This is a genomic window from Olsenella sp. KH3B4 (assembly GCA_900111695.1).
GTDB lineage: Bacteria > Actinomycetota > Coriobacteriia > Coriobacteriales > Atopobiaceae > Tractidigestivibacter.
Genome location: FOHD01000001.1, coordinates 254229 through 277849 on the forward strand (window position 1 = coordinate 254229; position 23621 = coordinate 277849).

The following is a 23621-nucleotide window of genomic DNA, read 5'->3' on the forward strand; positions in this document are numbered from 1 at the left end:
GGACGCGGCCGCAACGTTACGCTACCAGCTCAAGCGTGCTAGCTCGCGCGGTGCTTGGGCAGGAGCGACTCCTGACGCACCACCTCGGGCTTCTCGGCGCCTCCTACGCTCTCCTTGGTCACGATGACCCTCGTGATGTCGAGGTCGCTCGGGAGGTCGAACATCGTGGACTGGAGCGTTGACTCGCAGATGGCACGCAGGCCGCGGGCGCCCGTGCCACGGGCTATGGCCTGACGCGCTATCTCGTTCAGAGCATCGGGCGTGAACTCCAGCTCGACGCCCTCAATCTCGAAGAGCCGCTTGTACTGCTTGACCAGCGCGTTCTTTGGCCTGGTGAGAATGTCCACAAGGTCTTCCTCCTTGAGTTCCCTCGTGGAGGTGATCACCGGGATGCGGCCAATGAACTCGGGAATCATGCCAAACTTGTGCAGGTCCTGGGGCATGACCTGCTCCATGAGCTCGTCCTCGTCCTGGTCGACGTTCTTGCCAAGCTCGGCGTTGAAGCCAACGCCCTTCTTGCCAATGCGGTCGGCCACGATCTTGTCGAGACCCACAAAGGCACCGCCGCAGATGAACAGGATGTTGGTGGTGTCGATGTGTATGAGCTCCTGCTGAGGGTGCTTACGGCCACCCTGCGGAGGGACGCTCGCCTCAGTGCCCTCAAGGATCTTGAGGAGCGCCTGCTGCACGCCCTCACCCGAGACGTCACGCGTGATGGAGAGGTTCTCGGCCTTGCGCGCGATCTTGTCGATCTCGTCGATGTAGACAATGCCCAGCTCGGCGCGGGAGACGTCGCCGTCAGCAGCGGTAATGAGCTTGAGCAGGATGTTCTCGACGTCCTCGCCCACGTAGCCAGCCTCGGTGAGGGTAGTGGCATCGGCAATGGCGAAGGGCACCTCGAGGAAGCGGGCAAGGGTCTGGGCAAGCAGCGTCTTGCCGGTACCGGTGGGACCAAGGAGCAGGATGTTGCTCTTGGCGATCTCCACCTCCTCCTCGCCCTCGGGCACCTCGTCGTTGCCCGAGAGGATGCGGCGGTAGTGGTTGTAGACGGCTACGCTCATGGCGCGCTTGGCCGCCTCCTGGCCAATCACGTACTGCGAGAGCTCGTCATAGATCTGATGCGGGGTGGGCAGCTCCTTGAGCGGCAGAGGGGATTCCTCCTCGGTGTCCTCGTCCATCGCAACAGAGCCGTCTGCCTCATCGATCATCTGGGAGCACGCGTGCACGCACTCGTCGCAGATGTAGACCCCACCGGGACCTTGAATGAGCTTGCTCACCTGGCTGCGGCTCTTGCCGCAGAACGAGCAGTGCATCTCGTTGTCGCCGTACGAGCGTCCGTTTCCGTTGTCGCGGTCCTGAGCCATGCGCTACTCCTGCTTACCCTGATCGTTACGGTTGGTGATGACCTTGTCGACAAGACCGTAGGCCTGCGCCTCGCTCGCGCGCATGTAGTTGTCGCGCTCGGTGTCGGCGTTGATCTTCTCGATGGGCTGACCGGTGGCGTCGGCAAGCATCTGGTTGAGGTGCTCGCGAATCCACTTGGTCTCGTCAGCGACAATCTGGATGTCGGTCTGCTGGCCCTGGACGCCAGAGCTGGGCTGGTGGATGAGGATCATCGAGTTGGGAAGGGCAAGGCGCTTGCCCTTGGTTCCACTGGCGAGAATGGCCGCGCCCATGGAGGCCGCCATGCCCACGCAGATGGTCGAGACGTCGGGCTTGATGAAGTTCATCGTGTCGATGATGCCCAGGCCAGCATAGACGTCACCACCGGGAGAGTCGATGTAGAGCGAGATGTCCTTGTCGGGATCTTGGCTCTCGAGGTGGAGGAGCTGCGCGATCACGAGGTTGGCGGAGTCGCGCGTGACCTCCTCGCCGAGAAAGACGATGCGGTCGTTGAGCAGGCGCGAGTAGATGTCATAGCTGCGCTCGCCACGAGGGGTCTGCTCGACGACGTACGGGATGAGCGGAATGTTCGTTGGGTTGTGCATGATGCTCCCTTCAGGAATTGTTTGTGTTCCGTTCCAATGTGCCCCGAACGGCTTGCGCCATCCGGGGCACGGCGTCAGTTCACAGGGTCTGCACCATTAGTTCTGGTAGCGGCGCTGGCGCTACTCGGCGTCCTCGGACTTCTCGCCCTCGGCGTCCTTGGCGGCCTCGGCAGCCTCGTCCACAACGGTCACCTGGGCGTTCTCGACCAGCCAGTCGAGGGCCTTGGTGCGCTTGATGGAGTCGCGGATGGCCGGGAGACGGCCCTCGGAGCGCCACTGCTCGATGGCCTTGTCCACGTCACCGACGTTGGCCTTCTCGAACTCGTTGCGGACGTCCTCGTCGGTAGCCTCGAGGCCGAGCTGGCGGGCGATGGCGTCGAGCGCCAGGGACTGGCGGGCACGCTCCTCGGCCTGGGCGTGGAGGTCGGCGATGAAGGCGTCAGGCGAGATGTTGCGAGCCTTGAGGTACATGTCGAGCGAGATGCCAGAGCGCTGCATCTGGCCGAGAACCTCCTGGCCAAGCTCGTTGAAGACCTCCTCCTGGTAGTCAGAAGGAATCTCGTCAAGCTGCAGGCGCTCGCCCACTGCCTCGACGACACGGTCCTCCTTGAGGTTGGGAAGGTTGGCCTTCTTATCCTCGGCGATCTCGTCGCGCACGGCGCTCTTGAACTCGTCGACAGTGTCGTAGCCAAAGCTCTTCTTGGCGAACTCGTCATCAAGCTCGGGCGTGGTGGGGCGCTGGATACCCTTGACCGTAGCCTTGGCCTTGTAGGAGTGCTCGTGGCTCTCGTCGCCGTCCTCGTGCTTGATGGTCCAGGCAAGGTCCACAACGTCGCCAACCTTTGCGCCGGTGAGCGCCTGCTTGACCTCGTCGGGAACCTGGCCGTCAACGAGCGCGAGCGTCTGGCCCTCGCCGGCGAGCTTCTCGGCACCCTCGACGTTCTCGATGTCGGCCTTCACGACGTCGCCCTCCTGGGCGGCCTCACCCTCGGGGACGTCCTCATAGGAGGTGTGGTAGGTCATGTAGCGCTTGACCTGGGCCTCGACCTCGGCGTCGGTGACCTCCTCGGGAGGCATGTTGATCTGAGGCGCATCGTAGGAGTCAAGCTCGGCCTCGGGGCGAACGCCAATGGTGACGTCGATGGTGTAGTCCTGGCCCTCCTGGGCGAGGTCGGCGTCCTGGGCAAAGTCAGGACGGCCAACAGGGACGATGTTGAGCTCCTCGAGCATGAGGGGCTCCGCGGCGTTGAGGAGGTCGTTGGTGGCCTGGGCGAGCACCGACTCCTTGCCCAGGATGCCGTCGATCACGGGACGGGGAGCGTGGCCACGACGGAAGCCCTGGAAGTTGTACTTGTGCGCGAAGTCCTTGTAGGTCTTCTTGACAGCCGCGTCGACGTCGGCGGCGGGAATGGTGAGCTTTGCGGCAACCTTGTTGTCTTTCGGCTCCTCAGCGGTGACGGTGATCTTCAACGTTCCTCCAGTGTCTCGTCCTCGGCGGGCGGGCGTCCGCCGTGGTTTCCTGCGCATGCGGCTCATGTGGTGCGGGCGAAAGGACTCGAACCTTCACGGGGTCTCCCCCACTGGAACCTAAATCCAGCGCGTCTACCAGTTCCGCCACGCCCGCATAGTCACACATAGCCTTGCCATAATAGCAAATGCACAGGTCTTGGCCTAGGAAACGAGAAAGAAATCGACACGAGCACACGTAGGCGGCGCCAGTCACTGACTCCAGAGGGAACCCGACCTCGTCTCCGGAGGGCTTGGCTTGTTGCATCTTGCACCAAAATGACGCTTCCGGCGACATTTTGCCGCCGGAAGGCGCGTTTTGGCAGCAACCACGTACGAAAGAGCCCTCCGGCGTCGCGGTGACGCCGGAGGGCACGTAAGCGCAACCGCACGAGAAGTGCTACAGGTCCTGCAGTGCGTAGACGTCGAGCGGGCCCTTGCGCAGCGCGGCGATTGCTTGGATGAGCGCCGTCGCGCCAGACATGGTCGTTGCCATGTCGACGCCGCGGTTCACCGCCTCGCTGCGGATCTTGGCGCCGTCGCCGCGGGAGCTGCCCCCACGCGGAGTGTTCACGATAAACGCAATCTCGCCAGCCGCCATCATGTCAAGCACGTTGGGGCTGCCCTCGCTGATGGGCCGCACGACCTCGCACGGAATGCCGGCGGCGCGCAGCGTCTTTGCCGTGCCACGCGTGGCGACAAGGTCATAGCCCAGGTTGGTGAGCGAGAGCGCAACGGGCGCGATGGAGCGCTTGTCCCTGTCGCACACGGAGACAAACACCTTGCCCGACATGGGGATCTCGTAGTCAATGGCCTCGCGCGTCTTGGCGTAAGCCTTGGGGAAGGTCGTGTCGATGCCCATGACCTCGCCGGTGGACTTCATCTCGGGCCCAAGGTGGACGTCGGCACCCGGGAAGCGGCTCCAGGGCATGACGGCCTCCTTCACGGCGTAATGCGAAGGCGTGCGGTCCTCGGGCGGAAGCCCCAGCTGGGCGATGGTCTCGCCGGACATGATGCGTGCGGCGCAGCGCGCAAGGGGCACGCCGGTGGCCTTGGACGAGAAGGGCACCGTGCGGCTGGCGCGCGGGTTCAGCTCGATGACCAGGACCTGCTCGTCCTTGACCGCAAACTGGATGTTAAGAAGGCCGTGGATGTCCACCGCAAGCGCAAGCTTGCGGGTAATCTCGCGCACGCGCTCCACGATGGAATCGGAGAGCGAGAAGGGCGGCCAGCAGCACGCGGAGTCGCCGGAGTGGATGCCGCACTCCTCGATGTGCTCGAGGACCGAGCCCACATAGCACTGCGTGCCGTCGCAGAGGGCGTCAACGTCCAACTCGATGGCGTCCTCGAGGAAGGAATCGAGGTAGACCGGGTGGTCGGGCGAGACGCGCGTTGCCTCGGCCATGTAGGTGCGCAGGTCGTCGTGGTCGTAGACAATAGCCATGCCACGACCGCCCAGTACGTAGCTCGGGCGCACAAGAAGCGGGTAGCCAATGCGACGCGCGACCTCGGTGGCGTCCTCCATGGTCTCTGCCGTCGAGGAGGGTGGGTAGGCGATTTCCAGCCGATCGAGCAGGCTTGCGAAGCGGTCGCGGTCCTCGGCCAGGTCGATGGCCTCGGGCTGGGTGCCCATGATGGGGACGCCCGCGGCCTTGAGCCTGCCGGCAAGGTTGATGGGGGTCTGGCCGCCCAACGTCACGATGACGCCCACGGGCTTCTCGACCTCGATGACGTTCATGACGTCCTCGAAGGTAAGCGGCTCGAAGTAGAGGCGGTCGGAGGTGTCGTAGTCGGTCGAGACGGTCTCGGGGTTGCAGTTGACCATAACCGTCTCGTAGCCCTTGGCCTCAAGCGCGTACGCGGCGTGGACGCAGCAGTAGTCAAACTCGATGCCCTGGCCAATGCGGTTGGGACCGGCCGAGAGGATAACCACACGGGGCTTCTCGGCCTCCGTGCGCTCGGTTGCGCCACCGTCCTCGTAGGTGAAGTAGTGGTAGCTCGTGCGGGCGGCAAACTCGCCGGCGCAGGTGTCGACGGTCTTCACGAGCGGACGAACGCCCACGACCTCGCGCACGGCACGCACAACCTCCTCGCTCGTCCCCGTGAGGTAGGCAATTTGGCGGTCAGAGAAGCCAAGCTCCTTGGCTGCCAGCATGTGGTCGTGGTCGAGGCCAATGAGCCCCAGCTCGGAGATCGTGCGCTCGGCGGTGACGATGTCCGCGATGCGGTTAAGGAACCAGCGGTCGATGTGCGTGAGCTCGAAGACGCGCTCCACGCCCCAGCCACGGCGCAGCGCCTCTGCCACATAGAGGATGCGCTGCGGAGTGGGCGTGGTCACACGCTCCTCGAAGGCGTCCTCGTCAAAGTTGTCGTTGCCGTCGGCGCCCAGGCCTGCGTGTCCCTGCTCGAGCGAGCGCATGGCCTTCTGCAGCGCCTCCTCGAAGGTGGAGCCAATGGCCATGACCTCGCCCACGGCCTTCATACGCGTGGTGAGCGTGGAGTCCGCGCCCTTGAACTTCTCGAAAGCAAAGCGCGGAATCTTTACCACGCAGTAGTCAATCGAGGGCTCGAAGCAGGCCGGCGTGGCCTGCGTGATGTCGTTGGTAATCTCGTCCAGCGTGTAGCCAACGGCGAGAAGCGCCGCCTCCTTGGCAATGGGGAAGCCAGTGGCCTTGGATGCCAGGGCCGAGGAGCGGCTCACGCGCGGGTTCATCTCGATGACGATCACGCGACCGTCGTTGGGGTTCACGGCAAACTGCACGTTGGAGCCACCGCAGGCAACGCCCACGCGCTCGAGCACGGCCAGCGAGTAGTCGCGCAGGCGCTGCATCTCGAAGTCGTTGAGCGTCTGGCAGGGCGCCACGGTGATGGAATCGCCGGTGTGCACGCCCATGGGATCGAGGTTCTCGATGGAGCACACCACGATGCCGTTGCCAGCGGAGTCGCGCATGACCTCCATCTCGATCTCTTTCCAGCCCTCGAGGCTCTGTTCGATGAGAACCTCGGAGTTGGCAGAGAGCGCCAGGCCCTCGCGGGCAATACGCACCAGGTCATCGTGGGTGTATGCCATGCCGCCGCCGGCACCACCCAGCGTGTAGGCGGGACGGATCACCACGGGGTAGCCAATGTCTTCCGCCGCGCGCTCGCATTCCTCGAGCGTGTGCGCGGTCTCGGAGCGGGCGACCTCCAGGCCAATGTCACGCATGGCCTCGGCAAAGAGCTCGCGGTCCTCGCCGGTCTGGATCGACTCGATGTCGCAGCCAATGACCTCCACGCCGTACTTGTCGAGCACGCCCTGCTCGGCAAGCGCCACGGCGCAGTTGAGGCCCGTTTGGCCGCCCATGTTGGGCAGCAGCGCGTCTGGGCGCTCCTTGGCGATGACCTTGGCGACCGAGGCGGCCGTGATGGGCTCAACGTAGGTGCGGTCGGCGGTCTCGGGGTCGGTCATGATGGTGGCGGGGTTGGAGTTGACGAGAATGACCTCGTAGCCCTCCTCGCGCAGCGCCTTGCACGCCTGGGTACCGGAGTAGTCAAACTCGCAAGCCTGGCCAATGACGATGGGGCCAGAGCCAATGATGAGGATCTTCTTGATGTCGGTACGCTTAGGCAACTAGAAGCGCCTCCCCTCGCGAACGTCGATGGCAAGGTAGTCCTCGCGTCCGTCCATGAGGCGCGAGAAGGACTCGAACATGTACGCCGAGTCGTTGGGGCCGGGCTTGGCCTCGGGGTGGTACTGCATCGAGAAGGCCGGCAGGTCGAGGAATTGGATGCCCTCGGGCGTGCCGTCGTTGAGGTTAACGTGCGTGAGACGGATGCGGCCGTAGCGCTCGTTCATGGCGACGGGAGCAACGTGCATGCGGCTCCAGGTAAGGAGGCTCTCGGGATGCTCGGTGAGACCGCCGGAGAGCTCGGGGACAAGCGGACCAAAGGTAGAGAAGACCGGGCCGTAGTTGTGGTTTTGTGCCGTGATCTCAACCTTGCCGGTGAGAAGGTTCATCACGGGCTCGTTGCCGCCGTGGTGGCCGTAGGGGAGCTTCTCGACGCGGGCGCCCGCAGCCAGGGTGATCATCTGGTTGCCCAGGCAGATGCCAAAGACGGGGAGCTTGCCGAGAATGGCGCGCACGGTCTCGGGCACGGTGGGCACAGTGTCGGGGTCGCCAGGGCCGTTGGAGAAAAAGACGCCGTCGGGCTCCATGGCAATGATTTTCTCGGCAGGTGTGTCCCAGGGGACAACCGTGACCTCGATGCCCACCTCGGCCATGCGGCGCACGATGCCGGCCTTCTCGCCGCAGTCCACGGCAACCACGCGGTGGTGCACCTCGCCCTTAGGCCTCACGACGTGCGGCTCCTTGCAGGAGACGTCGGCGACGTAGTTGTGCTCCTCGATGTGCGGGGACTCGCGGACGCGGCGGACGAGGCTCTTGGGGTCGAGGTCCGTGGTCGAGATTGCCGCGCGCATGGCCCCGCCCTCGCGAATGGCCAGGGTGACCGCGCGGGTGTCCACGCCCTCGATGCCCACGACACCGCGGGACGCAAGGAAGTCCGGCAGGCTCACGACGCTCTGCCAGTTGCTTGGCGTGTAGCAGGCGTCATGGCACACAAAGCCCTTGAGATGCAGTGCGTCTGCCTGCATGTCCTTCTCGTTGACGCCGTAGTTACCCAGCTGAGGATAGGTGAAGGTGACAATCTGACCAGCATATGACGGGTCGCTCACGATCTCCTGGTAGCCCACCATGGACGTGTTGAACACAATCTCGCCGAAGGTCTCGCCCTCCGCGCCAACGCTTCGGCCCCTGAGGGCCGTACCGTCCTCAAGCGCCAGGAGGGCCTCCCGATGCCTGCCGCCATCGACCAAGAGGTTCACAGCAACACCGTCCTTTCTGCGTACAGCGCCGCCGACGTGCCATAAAAAAGGAGCCGCGCGCAGCGTGCGCGTGCTCCCGAGAGGCTGGGCCGGATTCTGCGCTATGGACGCCTTCTCGGTATCTCGTACCGCTCGTTAAAGGTCGTTGCAAGTATACGGGGCATGCATGTTTCGTTGACCGAATTCAACAAGTCTGCAACAATCCCCTATGGTTTGGCATGGATATGGATACTTGTGTGGATACCAAACATATTGTTTGGTGCCGTGGAACGGAGCCGCTGACCTTCTCGTCAAGGCGCTGATTCCGGACGTTTAAGCCCCCTTAAACGTCGAACTTTGGCGGCATAAAATTGTTCCGCGGAATTTGGACGGTTAGGGCACCTTAAACGTCCAAGAGGCGCGGCATCAAAAAAGAATCGCGAGCGAGCCCCTTCTAAAGGTGAAAACATAAAGGCCCTCCAGAGGCGTCACGCCGCCGGAGGGCCAGACCAATCACTTGCCGCGAAAAACGCAGATCAGCGGGCTAGCACACACCCTGGGCCATCATGGCGTCGGCGACCTTGAGGAAGCCGGCGATGTTGGCACCAAACACGAGGTTGCCCTCGTGGCCGTACTCGCGCGCAGCGGAAGCGGCGGCGCTGTAGATGGAGTTCATGATTCCCTTGAGCTTCTCGTCCACCTCGTCGAAGGACCAGGAGAGGTGCTCGTGGTTCTGGCTCATCTCGAGGCCAGAGACAGCGACGCCACCGGCGTTGGCCGCCTTGCCGGGAGCGAAGTACACGCCGTTCTCGATGAGGAACGTGGTCGCGTCGGTGGTGGTGGGCATGTTGGCACCCTCGACCACGTACGCGCAGCCGTTGGCCACGAGCTTCTTGGCGTCATCGAGGTCAAGCTCGTTCTGCGTGGCGCAAGGCATCGCGATGTCGCACTTCTCGCCCCAGGGACGCTCGCCATCGTGATAGACGGAGCCGGGCTTGCGCTCCGCGTACTCCTTGATGCGGCCACGCTCAACGACCTTGATCTGGCAGAGAAGGTCGAAGTCGATTCCCTCGGGATCATAGACGTAGCCGTTGGAGTCGGAGGCAGTCACCACGTGGGCGCCAAGCTGCTCGGCCTTCTGGATTGCGTACTGGGCAACGTTGCCGGAGCCGGAGATGCAGATGGTCTTGCCCGCAAGCTCCTCGCCCTTCTCGGTGACCATGTTCTCGAGGAAGTAGACAGCGCCGTAGCCCGTGGCCTCGGTACGGGCGAGAGAACCACCATACGGGATGCCCTTGCCCGTGAGGACGCTGGACCACTCGTTGCGGACGCGCTTGTACTGACCAAACATGTAGCCAATCTCGCGGCCACCAACGCCAATGTCACCGGCGGGGACGTCAGTGTCGGGGCCAATGTGGCGGCAGAGCTCGGTCATGAAGCTCTGGCAGAACGCCATGACCTCGCGGTCGGACTTGCCCTTGGGGTCGAAGTCCGAGCCGCCCTTGCCGCCGCCCATGGGCAGCGTGGTAAGGGAGTTCTTGAAGATCTGCTCGAAGCCCAGGAACTTGAGGATCGAGAGGTTCACAGACGGGTGGAAGCGCAGGCCGCCCTTGTAGGGGCCAATGGCGGAGTTGAACTCGACGCGGTAGCCGCGGTTCACCTGGACCTTGCCCTCGTCATCAACCCAGGGCACGCGGAACATCACGATGCGCTCGGGCTCGACAAGACGCTCGAGAAGCGCGGCGCGCTCATACTCGGGGTGAGCATCGAGCGCCGGCTGCAGCGTGGTGAGAACCTCCTTGGCGGCCTGGATGAACTCGGGCTGGTCGGAGTAGCGCTCCTCCAGCTGTGCAATGACCCTCTCGGAATACGTCATGAAGTCTCCTGTTCCTCGATCTTCTGGACCCTTTCCAGACGCGCGGTGATTTCCCCGAACGCGCACATCGTTGAACATCATAGAGTTAGGAACGAGTTGAAAACGATCTATGCCTCGCTAGAGACACGATAGAAATGCGCCAGTAACCGAACGCCGTTCATATACGGGCGAATGGTATTAAGGAGGGACAGCGAGCGGTTCCCGCCGAGGAGGATGACCCGTTGAAGCGCGACGAGAACTACCCTATACTTCATAACGTTCGGGGCGTAGCGCAGCTTGGTAGCGCATCTGCTTTGGGAGCAGAGGGTCGCTGGTTCGAATCCAGTCGCCCCGACCAGATAATCGCAGGTGGGGCGGGGTAAAACCCGCCCCATTTTTGTTTTTCCTATCGAGAGACACACCGACTACCTGTCAGACGCTTTGACGCAGTTGTCCAGCTGCACGTGCGTTATGGAGTCGCGCAGGCGCCCGGTGTCCACGGGGCACTTGGCCTTCGCGTGGCCCTCGGCGGCCAGGCCAACCTGCTCCAGGCCGCGCGAGAGCGCCGGCGCGAGCGCCGAGAGCCACTCCTGGGTGTGGTCGCTCACGTCCACGTTGTTCGCCATCCCGCATCACCTCGCGGCCATGGTCGCGTCGCGGTCACGCGGCAAGGAAGAGGCCCCCGCCGTGGTGGCGGGGGCCTGAGCCATGCATGGGTTTTGGGCTGGGCTACAGCATCGAGCCGAGCGCGGCCGCCGTGGCGGAGACCGCCGCCGACACCGACGCGCCAACGACCTCGCGCGCGGCGCTCCTTAGCGGCTCGCAGGTGGCCATGTACTCCAGGCCGTCCAGCGTGACCTCGGGCGACGACTGCGCCCACAGCACGCGCAGCGGCGCGCCGTCGATGTCCTCTGTGGTTATGAGGCCGTCCACCTTGCCGGCGCGCTGGAGCTTGCACGCAAGCACGTCGCGCTGCTCCTCGCTGACGCCCATGGCCTCCGGGCTCACCGCCGCCACGTCGAACGGACGCCCCTCGCAGGAGCGGATGGCGCCCAGGATGCGGGCTATGGTCTTGAAGTCGCTCATGCGAACGTGACCTCCTTGCCGGTGAAGTCATGGACGCCATCGATGGCTATGCTGTTGTCCCCCATGTCCATCACTGGAATGGTCGCGTACTTGGTGCCATCAACGATAAGCTCGCGCCATCCGGTGCTAGGGAGGTCGTGGTCTAGCACCATCAGCGTCTTACCGTTGATTTCGATGCAATCCAGTATTCTCATCAACCCCAGACCCCCTTAGCTTGCCTAGGTAATAGTCAATCGCTATCTTTGTCTGCTCGTTCTCCTCTTTGGGGATATTGTACTGCTCCTCAAAATCCAAGAGGTACATCTGAGCATCGCGTTCCCGCAGGTTGCGCATGGTTTCCGCGTCAAACTCCGAGTAGTCGCCACGCTGCGACTGCCAGAAGTGAAAGACCTCCTCGAGAACCTCTGACGTTGTTGCATCGTTCCTCAGGATGATGGTGTCTCCTACTGCGGAGGCCCCAGCGCCCATCTTGTCCAGATGGTCCTCCCACTCCTTGTCTCCTCGTATTACCTTCCCGCCATGTCTCTCGACGTAGTTCTTCTGCGAGTTGTACAGGGCGTCGTTGACGACCTTCACTCTGCGGCGCGGCTTGTCCTGCTTCCTTGTAAGCTCTACGGCTTGCCTTAGCGCCTCCTGCTGCTCTGCCCTGGTCATCGACGGGAAGTCGCGGCCGGTCCTGCCGTCGGCGTTGAGCTGTGACACGATGCGCCTTCGCAGCTGCGTCTTGCTGACGCCTGCCCTCTGTGCGGCCCTCTCGGTCGCCGGCGTGTCCATGAACTCCTTCAGGCTCCGGCCGCTCGGCTTTGGCCTCTTGGGGTCGCGGCCCGCCTTCCAGTCCTCGTAGCTGGTCTCAAGCTTGGAATCGTTGCGGTCCTCGAAGGCGTCGTAGCCGGGCATGGAGGCAACCAGCGTGCAGCGGCAGTTCCACACCTCCGAGGCCGGCCCCGTGGGGTCTCCCGGGTAGCGCAGGCCGTTGCTGAACCGGCCGTCGTCGCCCACAAGGAGGCACAGATTGCCTCTTCCCCGAAAGCTCACACGTGTTGTTTCTTATTTGATTTTGTCAGCAGACTAACAGGGATTTTCTCGCAACAGATAAGAATAGAAACAACACGTGTGAGGTTTAGGCGAGGCCGCAGCAACACAAAAGGCATCTTCGCTAAGAGAAAAAAGGGGCCAGGCGACAATTCGCCTGGCCCCTCTCGCCTAACGCCGCAACAGCTCACTCCCCCTATGCGAGAAGCGCGGTGAGGTCCTCCTCGGGCGTCGAGATGGGAGAAATGCCAAACTCGCGCACCAGAATGTCAAGGACGTTGGGGCTCACGAAGGCAGGGAGCGTAGGCCCAAGCTTGATGTCCTTGATGCCCAGGTAGAGAAGGGCAAGCAGGTCGGCAACAGCCTTCTGTTCGTACCAGGAGAGCACGATCGAAAGCGGCAGGTCGTTCACGCTACAGTCGAAGGCATCCGCGAGAGCCAGGGCAATCTCGACGGCGCTGTAGGCATCGTTGCACTGACCGATGTCGAGAAGCCTGGGGATACCGTCAATGTCGCCCAGGTCAAGGTCGTTGAAGCGGTACTTGCCGCACGCAAGGGTGAGGATGACCGTGTCATTGGGAGCCTGCTTGACGAGCTCAGTGTAGTAGTTACGGCCGGGCTTGGCGCCGTCGCAGCCGCCAACGAGGAAGAAGTGCTTGATCTTGCCAGCCTTGACGGCGTCGACAACCTTGTCGGCAACCGAGAGCACCGCCGCGCGAGCAAAGCCAGTCACGACCTTGGTGCCGCCGTTAATGCCCGTGAGCTGCACGTCCTCGTCGTAGCCACCAAGCTCCTTGGCCTTCTCGATGACCGGGGTGAAGTCCTTCGAGCCATCGGCAGCCGCGGGGATGTGCACGAGCTCAGGATAGGAGACAACCTCAGTCGTGAAGACGCGATCTGCGTAGCTGGGGCGAGGAGGCATGAGGCAGTTCGTGGTGAACACAAAGGCAGCGGGGACGTTGGCGAACTCCTTCTGCTGATTCTGCCATGCGGTGCCAAAGTTGCCCTTGAGCTGCGGATAGCGCTTGAGCTCGGGATAGGCGTTGGCGGGCAGCATCTCGCCATGCGTGTAGACATTGACGCCTGTGCCCTCGGTCTGCTCGAGGAGCAGCTTGAGGTCGTGGAGGTCATGGCCGGAGATGACGATGAAGGGGCCCTTCTCGATCTTGAGCGAGACCTCGGTGGGCTCGGGCATGCCGTAGGCGCCAGTATTGGCTGCATCGAGGAGGCCCATCACGTCGTGGCTGAGCTTGCCCACCTGCATGGAGACAGCGAGAAGCTTGTTGAGGTCGCTCTCGGTGGCGAGGGTAGCAAGGCAATCGACAAAGGCCTGCTGGGCCTCGTCACTCACGGAGCCGAGCATGCGGGCGTGGTACGCGTAGGCAGCCGCTCCACGAAGCCCAAAGAGAATGAGCGACTTCAGCGAGCGCACATCCTCGTTGTCAGACCAAACGTGGCCGAGGAGCAGGTCCTGGGCAGCCTCGATTCCAGCGGCGACAGCGATGCGCTCCTTCTCGGCACGTACGTCTGCCGTGATGGCGTCGACGGTGTCCTTGGAGAAGTTGACGTTGGTGATGCAGGTAAAGAGCCCGCTAACGATGAGCTTGTCGGCAAGCTCGCTGCGAGTACCGGCCTGCTTGCAGGTGCAGGCGAGACCCACGAGCGCACCCGTGAGCTCATCCTGTGCAAGCGCAACGTCAAACGGCTTGCCGCAGACGCCGGCGCGCCCGGTGCATGCCGTGCACTTTGCGGTTTGCTCGCACTGGAAGCAGAACATCTTCTCGTCCATCAATTCCCTCTCTCTTTGGGTGGTTCGTTGTGTACTAGTCTGCTCGCGTCCGGAGATGTGCTAAGTTGTGTTCACAACATTCCTCGATTTTTTGGCGGTGCGACATGCGTGGTGTAGATGCCGAGTTCCTGTCCAAGACGCCCCTCTTTAGGGGCGTGACGCCTCAGGAGGTTAACGAGATGCTGGGGTGCCTTGCGGCACGGCCCAAGACGTACGAGAAGGGCGATTTGGTCTGGGTGGAGGGAAGCCCCGTCAAAAGCGTGGGCATCGTCCTTGAGGGCGGCGTGCGCGTGGAGGGCGCGGACGTCTGGGGCAACGCCAGCGTCATGGGGAGCTTCTCGGCAGGCGAGCTCTTTGGGGAGGCATTCGCCGCCCTACAGGACGAACCGCTGCTCACCAACGTGGTTGCCACAAAGACGCCCACGCGGGTGCTCTTCGTCGATGTGACCCACATCATGCACAGCTGTCCTAGGGCCTGCGCCTACCACGCGCGGGTTGCCGAGAACCTCCTGGCATCCGTTGCGCGCAAGAACGTGCGCCTTACCCGAAGGATTCGCGACGCTGCCCCAAAGTCAATCAAGGGTAAACTGCTCGCGTATCTCTCAACACAATCGAAGCTTGCGGGGTCGAGCGAGTTTGACATTCCGTTCACGCGCCAGCAGCTTGCCGACTACCTGGGAGTTGACAGGTGCGCGCTCTGCACTGTGATCGGCGAGCTTGAGCGAGAAGGTAAGCTCACGGCAAACCGCCGACGCTTCTCGCTTCCCGAAGTTGCCGCAAGGCGGTAGCGGGATCTCTCCCCTATCAACGCAGCGCCGACGCGACCTCGCTCCTAAGACGCGGCAGCACCTCCGTCTCAAACCAGGGGTTCCGGCTCATCCAGAGCTGATTTCTGGGCGAGGGATGCACGAGTGGGAAGAACTGCGGCAGGTAGTCGGCGTAGTTGCGAACCACGTCGGTGAGCTTTGTCGACGAGGAGAGCTCGAGGTAGCGCCGGGTGGCGTAGGAGCCCACCAGCACGGTGAGCCGCACCTGGGGCATCATGCCGAGAAGCACGGGGTGCCACTTCTCCGCAAACCCACGACGAGGCGGAAGGTCGCCGGACTTGCCCTTGCCGGGGTAGTAGAAGTCCATGGGGAGAAGGGCGACGGCGGAGGGGTCGTAGAACGTGACGCGGTCGATGCCCAGCCAGCTGCGTAGACGGTCGCCGCTTTTGTCGTTCCAGGGGATGCGCGTCTCCTGCGCAACCCTGCCGGGAGCCTGGCCGATGATCACCAGCCGAGAAGTTGCAGACGCCGTGTAGAGGGGGTCAATCCCCTGCCGCGTGAACTCCCCGTTCTGCTCGTCTGCGCGAATCGCCTGGAAGACGCTATCGAAGTCTGCTTGAGTACCTGTCATGGAAGGGCCTCCTGCCTCAATGTTGCTGGCTCCACTGTGGCACGCGCGGCAAGGCGTGTGTGTTGCAAATGCAACGAATAGAGAAGTGCTGTAGGTGACGCAAGCCTTTTGGCCCCGCTTCCCACCATCGTCCATCTTGTTGTATACTTCCCCATGCTTTGCGGCGGTAGTTCAATTGGTAGAGCGTCAGCCTTCCAAGCTGATTGTTGCGGGTTCGAGTCCCGTCCGCCGCTCCATGTAATTGCAGCCCAGGGTATTCGTAACCCTGGGCATTTTTTCTTTCTATAGTAATAGGAATCGTTACTAAAAGAGCTTAGATATAATAAAAAGGCCTCCGCGGGAGGTGCTTCCGCACCGTGCATTGGCCTTCATCTTTTTTATACCCAAAGTTATGAAGTCAAGTCAATTATCTGACGTGACTTGCTCACAAACAACAGCCTTCGTACCCGTCCAACAAATGGTAAAAGGCGCCGCAGCTCATGTTCAACATCTGCGTCGCTTGCACCGCGCATGCGACTGGAATCGATAATTACGTTTGGTGATTGAGTGGCAGCACGTCTCAGCACTCTCTGGAGCGACCGAACATTTCCCGTCTCGGGACATTTCATCTCCCAGAGAACCCCATCCATCTGGATGTCCGGAGTTCGCACCCGATTGCCGCCTATTCGCCGTACGAACGTAACCGAGCGTCCATCTGCAGCGAGAGCACGAGCCGTCCTTAGCTCATGCGGCCATACATCGCAGTTAGCCGGTATCGTTATGTTCCCAGAATTCTTCATGGACAGCATTCTACATAGAGAGTAACAACCTGTGGTTCAGCAAGCTGCGGAATCAACCAGAGGACATCCTGGCGTAGACGTCCATCGCAATCGACCTCCTCATCCAGACTCCGCATCTCATACCCTACAATGGGGCAGTAACGCGATTTGGGAGGTATTGGATGGGCACGTCTCCGCTCGGCCGCACGTTTGTCATAGCAAACCCCGCCGCCAACCGAGGCGAGGGCGCAGAGGGCGCCGCATTTGTGCAGCGGTTCCTCGACTCCTATCGCGGCGCAACCACTGCGCACAAGCTCATTCTCACCAAGGCGGCGGGCGACGCACAGAACCTCGCTCGCGAGGCCCAGGACTTTGACTCCGTCATCGCCCTTGGCGGCGATGGCGTCATCCACGAGGTAGTGAACGGCCTCATGGAGCGCGATGCAAATGACCGGCCTCAGCTGGGCATCGTTCCCATGGGATCCGGCAACGACTTCGCAAGAACCCTAGGCATGGCAATCAACGACCCATCTCGAGCCCTTGCGCAACTTGTTCGCGGCCGCGTGACGCCGCTTGAGGTTGGTCGCGTGAATGGCGTGTACTTCATGGAGACGCTCTCATTTGGCATGGACGCGGCAATCGCGCTTGACACCGTAAAACGCCGCCAGGAAGAGACGACCTCTCAGCACGGCGAGGGACTCTTCATTACGTCTGGCATTCGCATCTTCTCCGAGGGTTCTAATGGCTGGCCATGCAGGGCACGCTTTGACGAGAGGCCCGAGGTCACTCTTCCTACGGTTATCTTTGCTGTGCAGGTTGGCCCCACCTATGGCGGAGGCTTTGCTATCTGCCCCGACGCCGATCCGTCCGACGGTCTTCTCGACGTATGCTACAACGTCAAGATTCCTAGCCGCCCATGGCTGCTCTCGCTTCTCGGCCTTGCGAGGTTTGGCCGTCACACGGGCTCGAGCTGCGTGAACCTGCTTAAGTTCACCCATGCGACCATGGACTTCGAGACGCAGCCTCCCTGCCAGGTCGACGGAGAGGAGCTCTGCGGAACGTACTTCGAGGTGGACGTGGTACCCAAGGCGCTCCGCGTCATCGTGCCGTAGCGCTTTTCCACCACCGACAATGAGAAAAAGGGAAACTCCCCTTGTCTCACAAAAGGGCCCCGACGGTAGCGTCGGGGCCCTTAGTCTCAAGCTCTAAAGCAGAGAAGTTGCACTCCCCTACTTGGCGGCCGCCTGGAGCATGGCCTTGACCTCGGTTGCGGTCTTGAGAGCCATGACCTTCTCGGCCAGGGCGTCGGCCTCCTCCTTGGTCCAGAGGGAGAGAATCCTCCTCGTGCGCAGGATGGAGGGAGCGGAGACGGAGTACTCGTCCAGGCCAAAGGACATGAGAATGGGGATAAGCAGCGGGTCTGCCGCAGCCTCACCGCACATACCAACCATGATGCCAGCCTTGTTGCCCTCGCCGATGATGCGCTTGAGCGAGCGCAGGACCGCCGGCTGGTACACCTGGTAGAGATAACCAACGCGATCGTTGCCGCGGTCGGCGCACATGGTGTAGCCGATAAGGTCGTTGGTACCAATGGAGAAGAAGTCGCACTCGGCGGCGAGATCGTCGGCAATGAGCGAGGCGGCGGGCGTCTCGATCATGGTGCCAACCTCGATGTCCTTGTTGTACGCAACGCCACGCTCGTCGAGGTCATGCTTGCACTCCTCGATGAGGGCCTTGGCCTGGCGCACCTCGTCGATGGTGGTGACGAGCGGCAGCATGATCTTGATGTCACCAAAGGCAGAGGCGCGCAGCAGGGCGGTGAGCTGGACCTTGTACTGGTCGGGGTTGTTCAGGCAGTAGCGCACGGCGCGGAAGCCCATGAAGGGGTTCTCCTCCTTCTGCAGGTGCAGATAGGGGATCTCCTTGTCGCCGCCCACATCCAGCGTACGGATGATGACCGGCTTGTCCTTCATGCGGAGAGCGACCTTCTGGTACGCGGCAAACTGCTCGTCCTCGCTGGGGAGCTCCTTGGCGTCCATGAACAGGAACTCGGAACGGAAGAGGCCAACGCCCTCGGCGTCGTGCTCGAGAGCCGCGTTGGCATCATCGGGGTTGCCGATGTTTGCAACCAGCAGCTTCTTGTCACCGTCACCGGTCACGGTTTCCTTGCCGCGGTAGGCCTCAAGGGCGGCCTTCTCCTCGGCGAACGCCTTAGCCTTGGCACGATAGTGCTCGAGGTCGTGGTCGGAAGGCTGGGAGATGACCTTGCCGTTGGTGCCGTCGACAACAACCATGTCGCCGGTCTTGATGTTGACCGTGGCGTCCGCAACGGAGAGAACCGCGGGAATCTCGAGCGCGCGGGCGATGATGGCGGAGTGAGAAGTGCGGCCACCGGTCTCGGTGACGATGCCCGCGACGTTCTCCTTGTCGATGTCGGCGGTCATGGACGGCGTGAGCTCGTGCACCACGACGATGGAGTTCTCGGGCAGCGTGGAGAGGTCGACGACCTCCTTGCCCAGAAGGTCGGCGAGAAGGCCGGTCTTGACGTCTGCGACGTCAGCCGCGCGCTCGCGGAAGAGCTCGTCGTCCATGTTGGCGTACATGGTGTAGAAGGTGCCATAGGCCTCGCTCACGGCCTGCTCGGCGCACATGCCAGAGTCGATGGAGCCCGTGACCATCTCACGGATGCCCTCGTCCTCGGCAAACTCGATATGAGCACCCATGATGGCAGCTGCGTCCTCGCCAACCGTCTGCTTCATGCGGTCGATCTGAGCGTTGGTCTGCTCGACGAACTTCTCGACAGCAGCAGCATAGCGAGCCTTCTCGGCCTCCGGATCCTCCGGCGCATGCGGCGTGAACGAGAGGTCAGGCTCGACGGCTACACGGGCCACGCCAATGCCGATGCCATCAGATGCGTTTACTCCCTCATACATTGCAATCCCCCTCATAACCGGCCGCTGTGCGGCCACCTCCCAGAATGCCAAGCGCCCCGGGTGGGGCGCTAAAGAGCCAAACACAGTTTAACGCGTTACTCGCCCTCGGGGGACTGCTTCTCCCCATCGTTTCCCTCGGCGGCAAGAGCCTGAGCCTCAGCGCGTGCCTTTTCGTTTTTGATATCGTCCGCGATACTTGCCGGCATCTCGCGACCCATCTTCTTGTAGAGGGCTGTAACCACGCGGTCGATGGTCGAGCGCTTGGCGATGCCCTTGCTGGCGGCGGTTGCCGTACCGCAGGCGGAAGCGTAGATGAGAGCGTTCTCGTAATCCATGCCGCGCGTGACCTTGGCGAGGAAGCCAGCGACCATGGAGTCGCCGGCGCCCGTTGCATTCACAAGGCGCACGCGTGCCGTGGGCACCATGTGCTCGGTGCCGTACTCGTCGAGAAGGAGCGAGCCGTTGCCGCCGCAAGAGACAATGACGTTGCGGGCGCCGCCCTCCTGGAGCTTCTTGGCGTACGGGAGGCAGTCCTCGGGCGTCTCGGGCATGGGATCAGCCTTGAAGATGCGGCCGACCTCGTGGTTGTTGGGCTTGATGAGGAAGGGATGCGCCTTGATGGACTCCATGAGGAGCTGGCCGGGGGCATCGACCACAAACTGGATGCCACGGCCGGCAAGGCGGGCCATGATCTGGTTGTACATGTCCTCGGGCAGGGAGTTGGGGATGGAGCCCGTAAGGACGAGGGTGTCACCGGACTGCAGGACGTCCATGCGGCCGAGAAGCTCGTCGACCTTCTTCTGCGGAATCTTGGGACCCATGCCGTTGACCATGGTCATAACGATGCCGTTGAGCTTGACGTTGATGCGCGTGTAGCCGCGATCCAGCTTCACAAAGTTGCTAGCGATACCAGCATCCTGAAGCTCGTTGATGAGGTACTCGCCAGTGAAGCCCGCGACGATGCCCATGGCCACGTTGACTACATCGAGCTCGTTGAGAAGCGTGGAGATGTTGATACCGTTACCGCCGCAGTAGAGCTCCTCGCTCGAAGAACGGTTGGTATAGCCCATATCCAGAGTGAGGGGATGCATCACGTAGTCGAGCGCGGGGTTCAGGGTCATCGTGTAAATCAACACAAGCTCCTTCCAGCGGGTTCCCTCGGCAGGGTACAGTATGCCGCAATGGGAGAGGCAGGGGGCTGGAATCGTTCTCACCCCGCAAACCCCATGCGACTACTGCACCGACGTAGTTACCATTCAGTGTAACGTATCGAAACCTAACACCCGGGGAAAAACGAAACCATAGAGCGCGGCTTTTGGATTGGCCACACCGCTTGGCGACGCGAGAGGCGGCATAAAGAAAAACCCGGAACCAGAGGTCCCGGGCTGCATGTACATGGTGGGTCGTGAGGGGGTCGAACCCTCGACCTTGGGATTAAGAGTCCCCTGCTCTACCAACTGAGCTAACGACCCATATTCGGCTTTCAGATGGGGTGGGTGAAGGGGTTCGAACCCTCGACCTACGGAGCCACGGTCCGTCGCTCTTCCAACTGAGCTACACCCACCATTTGGCCCACCTCGTGAAGCGCTCGTTTATTATGACAAAGAATCGGACGGATGCAAGCACTTTCTTGAAAAACTTTCGGAATAAATCTGAGGGGCGCCGAACGCGACGTAGAACCTAGTCCTCCGCGGTGGCAAGGAACTCCTGAACGCGAGCGTCCGTGGGGTGGTCCATGACCTCTTCGGCAGGCCCATCCTCCACGATACGGCCGTCGAGAAGGAATGCCACACGGTCTGACACGTCGCGCGCAAAGCCCATCTCGTGGGTCACGATGCCAATTGCCATGCCGTCAGCGGCAAGCTCGCGGATGATGCGCCTCATGTCCGCCGTGAGCCTGGGATCAAGCGCCGAGGTGGCCTCGTCGAAGTAGAGGACCTTGGGGTGCATGGCGAGCGCCCGCGCTATGGCCACGCGCTGCTGCTGGCCGCCAGAGAGCTGGTTGGGGACCTTCTCGGCATGCTCAGACAGGCCCAGACGCTCGAGGATCTGTCGAGCCTCCTGCTCGACCGTAGCGGGGTCTCTCCCCTGCACCGCTATGGGGGCATCGCAGACGTTGCGCATGACGGTGAAGTGCGGGAAGAGGTTGTAGTTCTGGAACACGATGCCAAACTGCATACGCGCCTTGGCGCTCGCCTCCTTGGAGTAGCTCGCCCGGCCATTCTCGTCCCGCTCGGTCACGCGCAGGCTGCCGTAGTAGAGCTCGCCCGCGTCAAAGGTGTCGAGCAATGTGAGACACCGCAGAAGCGTCGACTTGCCGGCACCGGAAGGACCGATGACCGAGACAACCTCGCCACGCGCAATGGAGAGCGACACGTCGTGGAGAACCTCTCGCCCCGAGAAGGACTTGCGCGCCCCCTTCACATAGACGGCAGGGAGACCAAGGATCTGCGAGACGGAGGCGTCAGGCACGGGAATCTGGTGACGAGACGAGCGGGCCTCGTGCTTCTCGGCGTTAGTCATGGTAGTAGTCCAGCCTCTTCTCGATGCGCCTCATGATGTACTCGATGATGAGGCAGGTAACCCAGTAGATGAGTGCCGCCACGGCAAAGGCAACCATGGTGCGCTGGCTCGTGACGATGGCGCGTGCCTGGGTGAACATCTCGAGGACACCCAGCGAGAAGGCCAGCGACGTGTCCTTGACAAGCGTCACCACCTCGTTGCCCATGGCAGGGAGCACGCGCTTGACCACCTGCGGCAGCACGATGCGCCGGAAGGTCTGGCTGCTGGAGTAGCCAAGGACCTCTGCGGCCTCGTACTGGCCGCGTGGGATGGACTGGATGCCCGAGCGATAGATCTCGGCGAAGTAGGCGGCGTAGTTGATGACGAAGGAGATAAGCACCGCAATCATGGGGAAGTTCGCGTCGGTCTTGAGGCCAAACACGTAGTACGGCATGAAGGAGACGGCGAACATCTGCAGCATGAGCGGCGTGCCACGCAGGACCGAGATGAAGAGCTGCATGAGAAGTGAGAGCGGCTTGAACTTGGAGAGGCGACCCAGCGCCACCAGCATGCCCAGGGGGATGGACCCCACGAGCGTCACCGCAAATATGATCATCGATATGCGATACCCCGAGAGGAGCATCCCCATCATCGTTGCGAAATCCACCTTACCAGCTCCCTTGCCGCACCATTGCCTACGCCGTCATTCCCACGGTTGTCCTACGCCTTGGGCAGGCACCAGAGGTCGTAGGAGACGCCCTGGTCGGAGTACTTCTCGCAGAGCTCCTTGACGGTTCCCTCGGAGTCCAGGGCCTGGAGGTCCGCCTCGACGGTCTTGGCCAGCTGTGCGCCGTCGTCCGTCTTCGCGAAGCCCACGCCAAAGTGCTCCGAGTTGAGGTTCTCGTCGAGGATGCGGAACTCCGATGTCTTGTCGCCAATGTTGAAGACGGCAACGGGGTAGTCGATGGCAATGGCATCAACCTGGCCGCTCTCGAGCATCATGAAGGCGGTGTTGTAGTTGTCGATGGTCTGGAGGTTACCAAAGCTCTTGCCAAGCTCCTCCTGCGAGCCGCCCTCGGAGAGGACGTCGAGCGCAGCGGAGTCTGCCTGGGTGATGACGTTCTTGCCGGCAAGGTCGGAGAGCTTCTGGACATCGGAGGAGGCGGGAACGACGACAACCTGGCGGTTCTCCATGTAGGGGTCGGTGAAGGCATAGCCGTCCTCGCGTCCCTCGATGGTGAAGCCGTTCCAGATGCAGGTGATCTGGCCTGAGTTGAGCAGGGTGTCCTTGGCGTCCCACGAGATGGGCGTGGGCACGAGCGTCCAGCCCTCGCGGTCGCAGACCGCCTGGGCAAGCTCGATGTCGAAGCCGGTGTAGGAGCCGTCGTCGCCCATGTAGCCATAGGGTGGGAAGTCCTGGTCGAAGCCAAGGACAAAGTTGCCGTCGAAGGAGGACGTAGAGGACGAGGGCGCGTCTGACGAGCTAGAAGAGGCGTTGGAGCTGCTGGTGCTTGTGGAGGAGCCACAGGCGGCAAGGCCAAGGGCACCCGTGATTCCCAGGGCGGCGGTGATGAACTGGCGGCGGTCAAGCGTGACGTTGGACATGGTTGCTCCCATCTGCAGTAGATGACGTAGGCGAGGCACTTTAGTGCGATGGAGTACAGGTGTACAGAATAGCGGCGACACGACCCGGGTTCAACATTTTCAGCTCGTGTGCACCCATCGCTTAACAATTACGGCAGGGGATGCGGCTCGGCGGCACTGCCAGACGGCACTGCTCGGCAGATTGCTGTCACTGTTGAGAAGGATATGGACGAAATTCCACCCGCGGGGTCCACAAAACGTCGGAATTCTTCTCAACGGCGAAGTTGGATCTCCCCGCCACTGCTCCTGTGTGGCGCCCGCACTCCAAGGCAAAGTAAAAATGACGG

20 protein-coding genes and 5 tRNA genes are annotated in these 23621 nt (G+C 62.1%); 4 read left to right on the forward strand and 21 right to left on the reverse strand.

Features of this window, described 5'->3' with window-relative positions; translation table 11 throughout:
• Nucleotides 1–38 precede the first annotated feature (38 nt).
• The 7 genes from clpX to gdhA form a co-directional block, all read right to left on the reverse strand.
• Nucleotides 39–1364 (reverse strand): ATP-dependent Clp protease ATP-binding subunit ClpX, encoded by a 1326-nt coding sequence (gene clpX, locus BMX94_RS01160; protein ID WP_091002581.1) that lies wholly within the window; start codon nt 1362–1364, stop codon nt 39–41.
• 3 nt (nt 1365–1367) lie between these two features.
• Nucleotides 1368–1988 (reverse strand): ATP-dependent Clp protease proteolytic subunit, encoded by a 621-nt coding sequence (locus tag BMX94_RS01165; protein ID WP_032111898.1) that lies wholly within the window; start codon nt 1986–1988, stop codon nt 1368–1370.
• 120 nt (nt 1989–2108) lie between these two features.
• Nucleotides 2109–3458, reverse strand: a complete 1350-nt coding sequence (gene tig / locus BMX94_RS01170; RefSeq protein ID WP_091002582.1) for a trigger factor — start codon at nt 3456–3458, stop codon at nt 2109–2111.
• 67 nt (nt 3459–3525) lie between these two features.
• Nucleotides 3526–3612 (reverse strand) — tRNA-Leu (locus BMX94_RS01175).
• A gap of 282 nt (nt 3613–3894) precedes the next feature.
• Nucleotides 3895–7104: a carbamoyl-phosphate synthase large subunit gene (carB, locus tag BMX94_RS01180; RefSeq protein WP_091002584.1), complete on the reverse strand. Its 3210-nt coding sequence runs from the start codon at nt 7102–7104 to the stop codon at nt 3895–3897.
• On the reverse strand, nt 7105–8358 hold the full coding sequence (gene carA, locus BMX94_RS01185; protein WP_091002585.1) for a glutamine-hydrolyzing carbamoyl-phosphate synthase small subunit: 1254 nt from the start codon (nt 8356–8358) through the stop codon (nt 7105–7107).
• Nucleotides 8359–8881: 523 nt separating this feature from the next.
• Nucleotides 8882–10213, reverse strand: coding sequence for an NADP-specific glutamate dehydrogenase (gdhA, locus tag BMX94_RS01190; protein WP_072354820.1), 1332 nt, complete (start codon nt 10211–10213; stop codon nt 8882–8884).
• 260 nt (nt 10214–10473) lie between these two features.
• On the opposite strand from gdhA, the gene BMX94_RS01195 reads away from it, so the two are divergent.
• Nucleotides 10474–10550 (forward strand) — tRNA-Pro (locus tag BMX94_RS01195).
• Nucleotides 10551–10617: 67 nt separating this feature from the next.
• Here the strand turns inward: BMX94_RS01195 and BMX94_RS01200 are convergent.
• The 5 genes from BMX94_RS01200 to hcp all read right to left on the reverse strand — a co-directional run bounded on the left by BMX94_RS01200 (nt 10618) and on the right by hcp (nt 14099).
• Nucleotides 10618–10818: an HK97 gp10 family phage protein gene (locus tag BMX94_RS01200; RefSeq protein ID WP_072354821.1), complete on the reverse strand. Its 201-nt coding sequence runs from the start codon at nt 10816–10818 to the stop codon at nt 10618–10620.
• 103 nt (nt 10819–10921) lie between these two features.
• On the reverse strand, nt 10922–11278 hold the full coding sequence (locus BMX94_RS01205) for a YjcQ family protein (RefSeq protein WP_091002587.1): 357 nt from the start codon (nt 11276–11278) through the stop codon (nt 10922–10924).
• The gene (locus tag BMX94_RS10485; RefSeq protein ID WP_143052237.1) at nt 11275–11472 is read right to left on the reverse strand and encodes a hypothetical protein; all 198 of its coding nucleotides are present in this window, start codon (nt 11470–11472) and stop codon (nt 11275–11277) included. The genes BMX94_RS01205 and BMX94_RS10485 overlap by 4 nt, the downstream gene beginning before the upstream one ends.
• Nucleotides 11438–12277 carry a hypothetical protein gene (locus BMX94_RS01210; protein ID WP_091002588.1) on the reverse strand — a complete coding sequence of 280 codons (840 nt, stop codon included), beginning with the start codon at nt 12275–12277 and terminating at the stop codon, nt 11438–11440. Before BMX94_RS01210 ends, BMX94_RS10485 begins: the two co-directional genes overlap by 35 nt.
• A gap of 229 nt (nt 12278–12506) precedes the next feature.
• A complete protein-coding gene (gene hcp, locus BMX94_RS01215) occupies nt 12507–14099 on the reverse strand; it encodes a hydroxylamine reductase (RefSeq protein WP_091002590.1) in 1593 nt (530 codons plus the stop codon).
• 104 nt (nt 14100–14203) lie between these two features.
• Between hcp and BMX94_RS01220 the strand changes: the two genes are divergently transcribed.
• Entirely contained in the window at nt 14204–14887 is a 684-nt protein-coding gene (locus BMX94_RS01220) for a Crp/Fnr family transcriptional regulator (RefSeq protein WP_059054676.1), read from the forward strand.
• A 16-nt stretch (nt 14888–14903) separates the two neighbouring features.
• Here the strand turns inward: BMX94_RS01220 and BMX94_RS01225 are convergent, their stop codons facing one another.
• Complete coding sequence (locus tag BMX94_RS01225; protein ID WP_059054678.1) at nt 14904–15497, reverse strand: uracil-DNA glycosylase family protein; 594 nt, start codon at nt 15495–15497, stop codon at nt 14904–14906.
• A 160-nt stretch (nt 15498–15657) separates the two neighbouring features.
• On the opposite strand from BMX94_RS01225, the gene BMX94_RS01230 reads away from it, so the two are divergent.
• Nucleotides 15658–15733: transfer RNA gene (locus BMX94_RS01230), tRNA-Gly, on the forward strand.
• A 153-nt stretch (nt 15734–15886) separates the two neighbouring features.
• Here BMX94_RS01230 and BMX94_RS10815 read toward each other — a convergent pair.
• Nucleotides 15887–16285 carry a CdiA C-terminal domain-containing protein gene (locus BMX94_RS10815; protein WP_353612412.1) on the reverse strand — a complete coding sequence of 133 codons (399 nt, stop codon included), beginning with the start codon at nt 16283–16285 and terminating at the stop codon, nt 15887–15889.
• A gap of 152 nt (nt 16286–16437) precedes the next feature.
• On the opposite strand from BMX94_RS10815, the gene BMX94_RS01235 reads away from it, so the two are divergent.
• Nucleotides 16438–17367, forward strand: a complete 930-nt coding sequence (locus BMX94_RS01235) for a diacylglycerol/lipid kinase family protein (RefSeq protein WP_059054679.1) — start codon at nt 16438–16440, stop codon at nt 17365–17367.
• Nucleotides 17368–17484: 117 nt separating this feature from the next.
• On the opposite strand, the gene ptsP is transcribed toward BMX94_RS01235, so the two are convergent.
• The 7 genes from ptsP to BMX94_RS01270 all read right to left on the reverse strand — a co-directional run bounded on the left by ptsP (nt 17485) and on the right by BMX94_RS01270 (nt 23295).
• The gene (ptsP, locus tag BMX94_RS01240; RefSeq protein ID WP_091002592.1) at nt 17485–19188 is read right to left on the reverse strand and encodes a phosphoenolpyruvate--protein phosphotransferase; all 1704 of its coding nucleotides are present in this window, start codon (nt 19186–19188) and stop codon (nt 17485–17487) included.
• Between the two features lie 95 nt (nt 19189–19283).
• Nucleotides 19284–20321 (reverse strand): 1-phosphofructokinase family hexose kinase, encoded by a 1038-nt coding sequence (locus BMX94_RS01245; protein WP_059054684.1) that lies wholly within the window; start codon nt 20319–20321, stop codon nt 19284–19286.
• Between the two features lie 263 nt (nt 20322–20584).
• A tRNA-Lys gene (locus tag BMX94_RS01250) sits at nt 20585–20660 on the reverse strand.
• Between the two features lie 16 nt (nt 20661–20676).
• Nucleotides 20677–20752, reverse strand: a tRNA-His gene (locus BMX94_RS01255).
• 116 nt (nt 20753–20868) lie between these two features.
• Nucleotides 20869–21711, reverse strand: coding sequence for an amino acid ABC transporter ATP-binding protein (locus tag BMX94_RS01260; protein WP_091002593.1), 843 nt, complete (start codon nt 21709–21711; stop codon nt 20869–20871).
• A complete protein-coding gene (locus BMX94_RS01265; protein WP_091002595.1) occupies nt 21704–22357 on the reverse strand; it encodes an amino acid ABC transporter permease in 654 nt (217 codons plus the stop codon). The genes BMX94_RS01260 and BMX94_RS01265 overlap by 8 nt, the downstream gene beginning before the upstream one ends.
• A gap of 53 nt (nt 22358–22410) precedes the next feature.
• Complete coding sequence (locus BMX94_RS01270; protein WP_091002597.1) at nt 22411–23295, reverse strand: transporter substrate-binding domain-containing protein; 885 nt, start codon at nt 23293–23295, stop codon at nt 22411–22413.
• Nucleotides 23296–23621: the final 326 nt, after the last annotated feature.

What these genes read in the sequence shown, in the direction of transcription:
- clpX (WP_091002581.1), bottom strand. Translation starts at nt 1,364, where the DNA reads ATGGCTCAGGACCGCGACAACGGAAACGGACGCTCGTACGGCGACAAC.
- BMX94_RS01165 (WP_032111898.1), bottom strand. Translation starts at nt 1,988, where the DNA reads ATGCACAACCCAACGAACATTCCGCTCATCCCGTACGTCGTCGAGCAG.
- gdhA (WP_072354820.1), bottom strand. Translation starts at nt 10,213, where the DNA reads ATGACGTATTCCGAGAGGGTCATTGCACAGCTGGAGGAGCGCTACTCC.
- BMX94_RS01200 (WP_072354821.1), bottom strand. Translation starts at nt 10,818, where the DNA reads ATGGCGAACAACGTGGACGTGAGCGACCACACCCAGGAGTGGCTCTCG.
- BMX94_RS01205 (WP_091002587.1), bottom strand. Translation starts at nt 11,278, where the DNA reads ATGAGCGACTTCAAGACCATAGCCCGCATCCTGGGCGCCATCCGCTCC.
- BMX94_RS10485 (WP_143052237.1), bottom strand. Translation starts at nt 11,472, where the DNA reads ATGAGAATACTGGATTGCATCGAAATCAACGGTAAGACGCTGATGGTG.
- hcp (WP_091002590.1), bottom strand. Translation starts at nt 14,099, where the DNA reads ATGGACGAGAAGATGTTCTGCTTCCAGTGCGAGCAAACCGCAAAGTGC.
- BMX94_RS01220 (WP_059054676.1), top strand. Translation starts at nt 14,204, where the DNA reads ATGCGTGGTGTAGATGCCGAGTTCCTGTCCAAGACGCCCCTCTTTAGG.
- BMX94_RS01225 (WP_059054678.1), bottom strand. Translation starts at nt 15,497, where the DNA reads ATGACAGGTACTCAAGCAGACTTCGATAGCGTCTTCCAGGCGATTCGC.
- BMX94_RS10815 (WP_353612412.1), bottom strand. Translation starts at nt 16,285, where the DNA reads ATGCTGTCCATGAAGAATTCTGGGAACATAACGATACCGGCTAACTGC.
- BMX94_RS01235 (WP_059054679.1), top strand. Translation starts at nt 16,438, where the DNA reads ATGGGCACGTCTCCGCTCGGCCGCACGTTTGTCATAGCAAACCCCGCC.
- ptsP (WP_091002592.1), bottom strand. Translation starts at nt 19,188, where the DNA reads ATGTATGAGGGAGTAAACGCATCTGATGGCATCGGCATTGGCGTGGCC.
- BMX94_RS01260 (WP_091002593.1), bottom strand. Translation starts at nt 21,711, where the DNA reads ATGACTAACGCCGAGAAGCACGAGGCCCGCTCGTCTCGTCACCAGATT.
- BMX94_RS01270 (WP_091002597.1), bottom strand. Translation starts at nt 23,295, where the DNA reads ATGTCCAACGTCACGCTTGACCGCCGCCAGTTCATCACCGCCGCCCTG.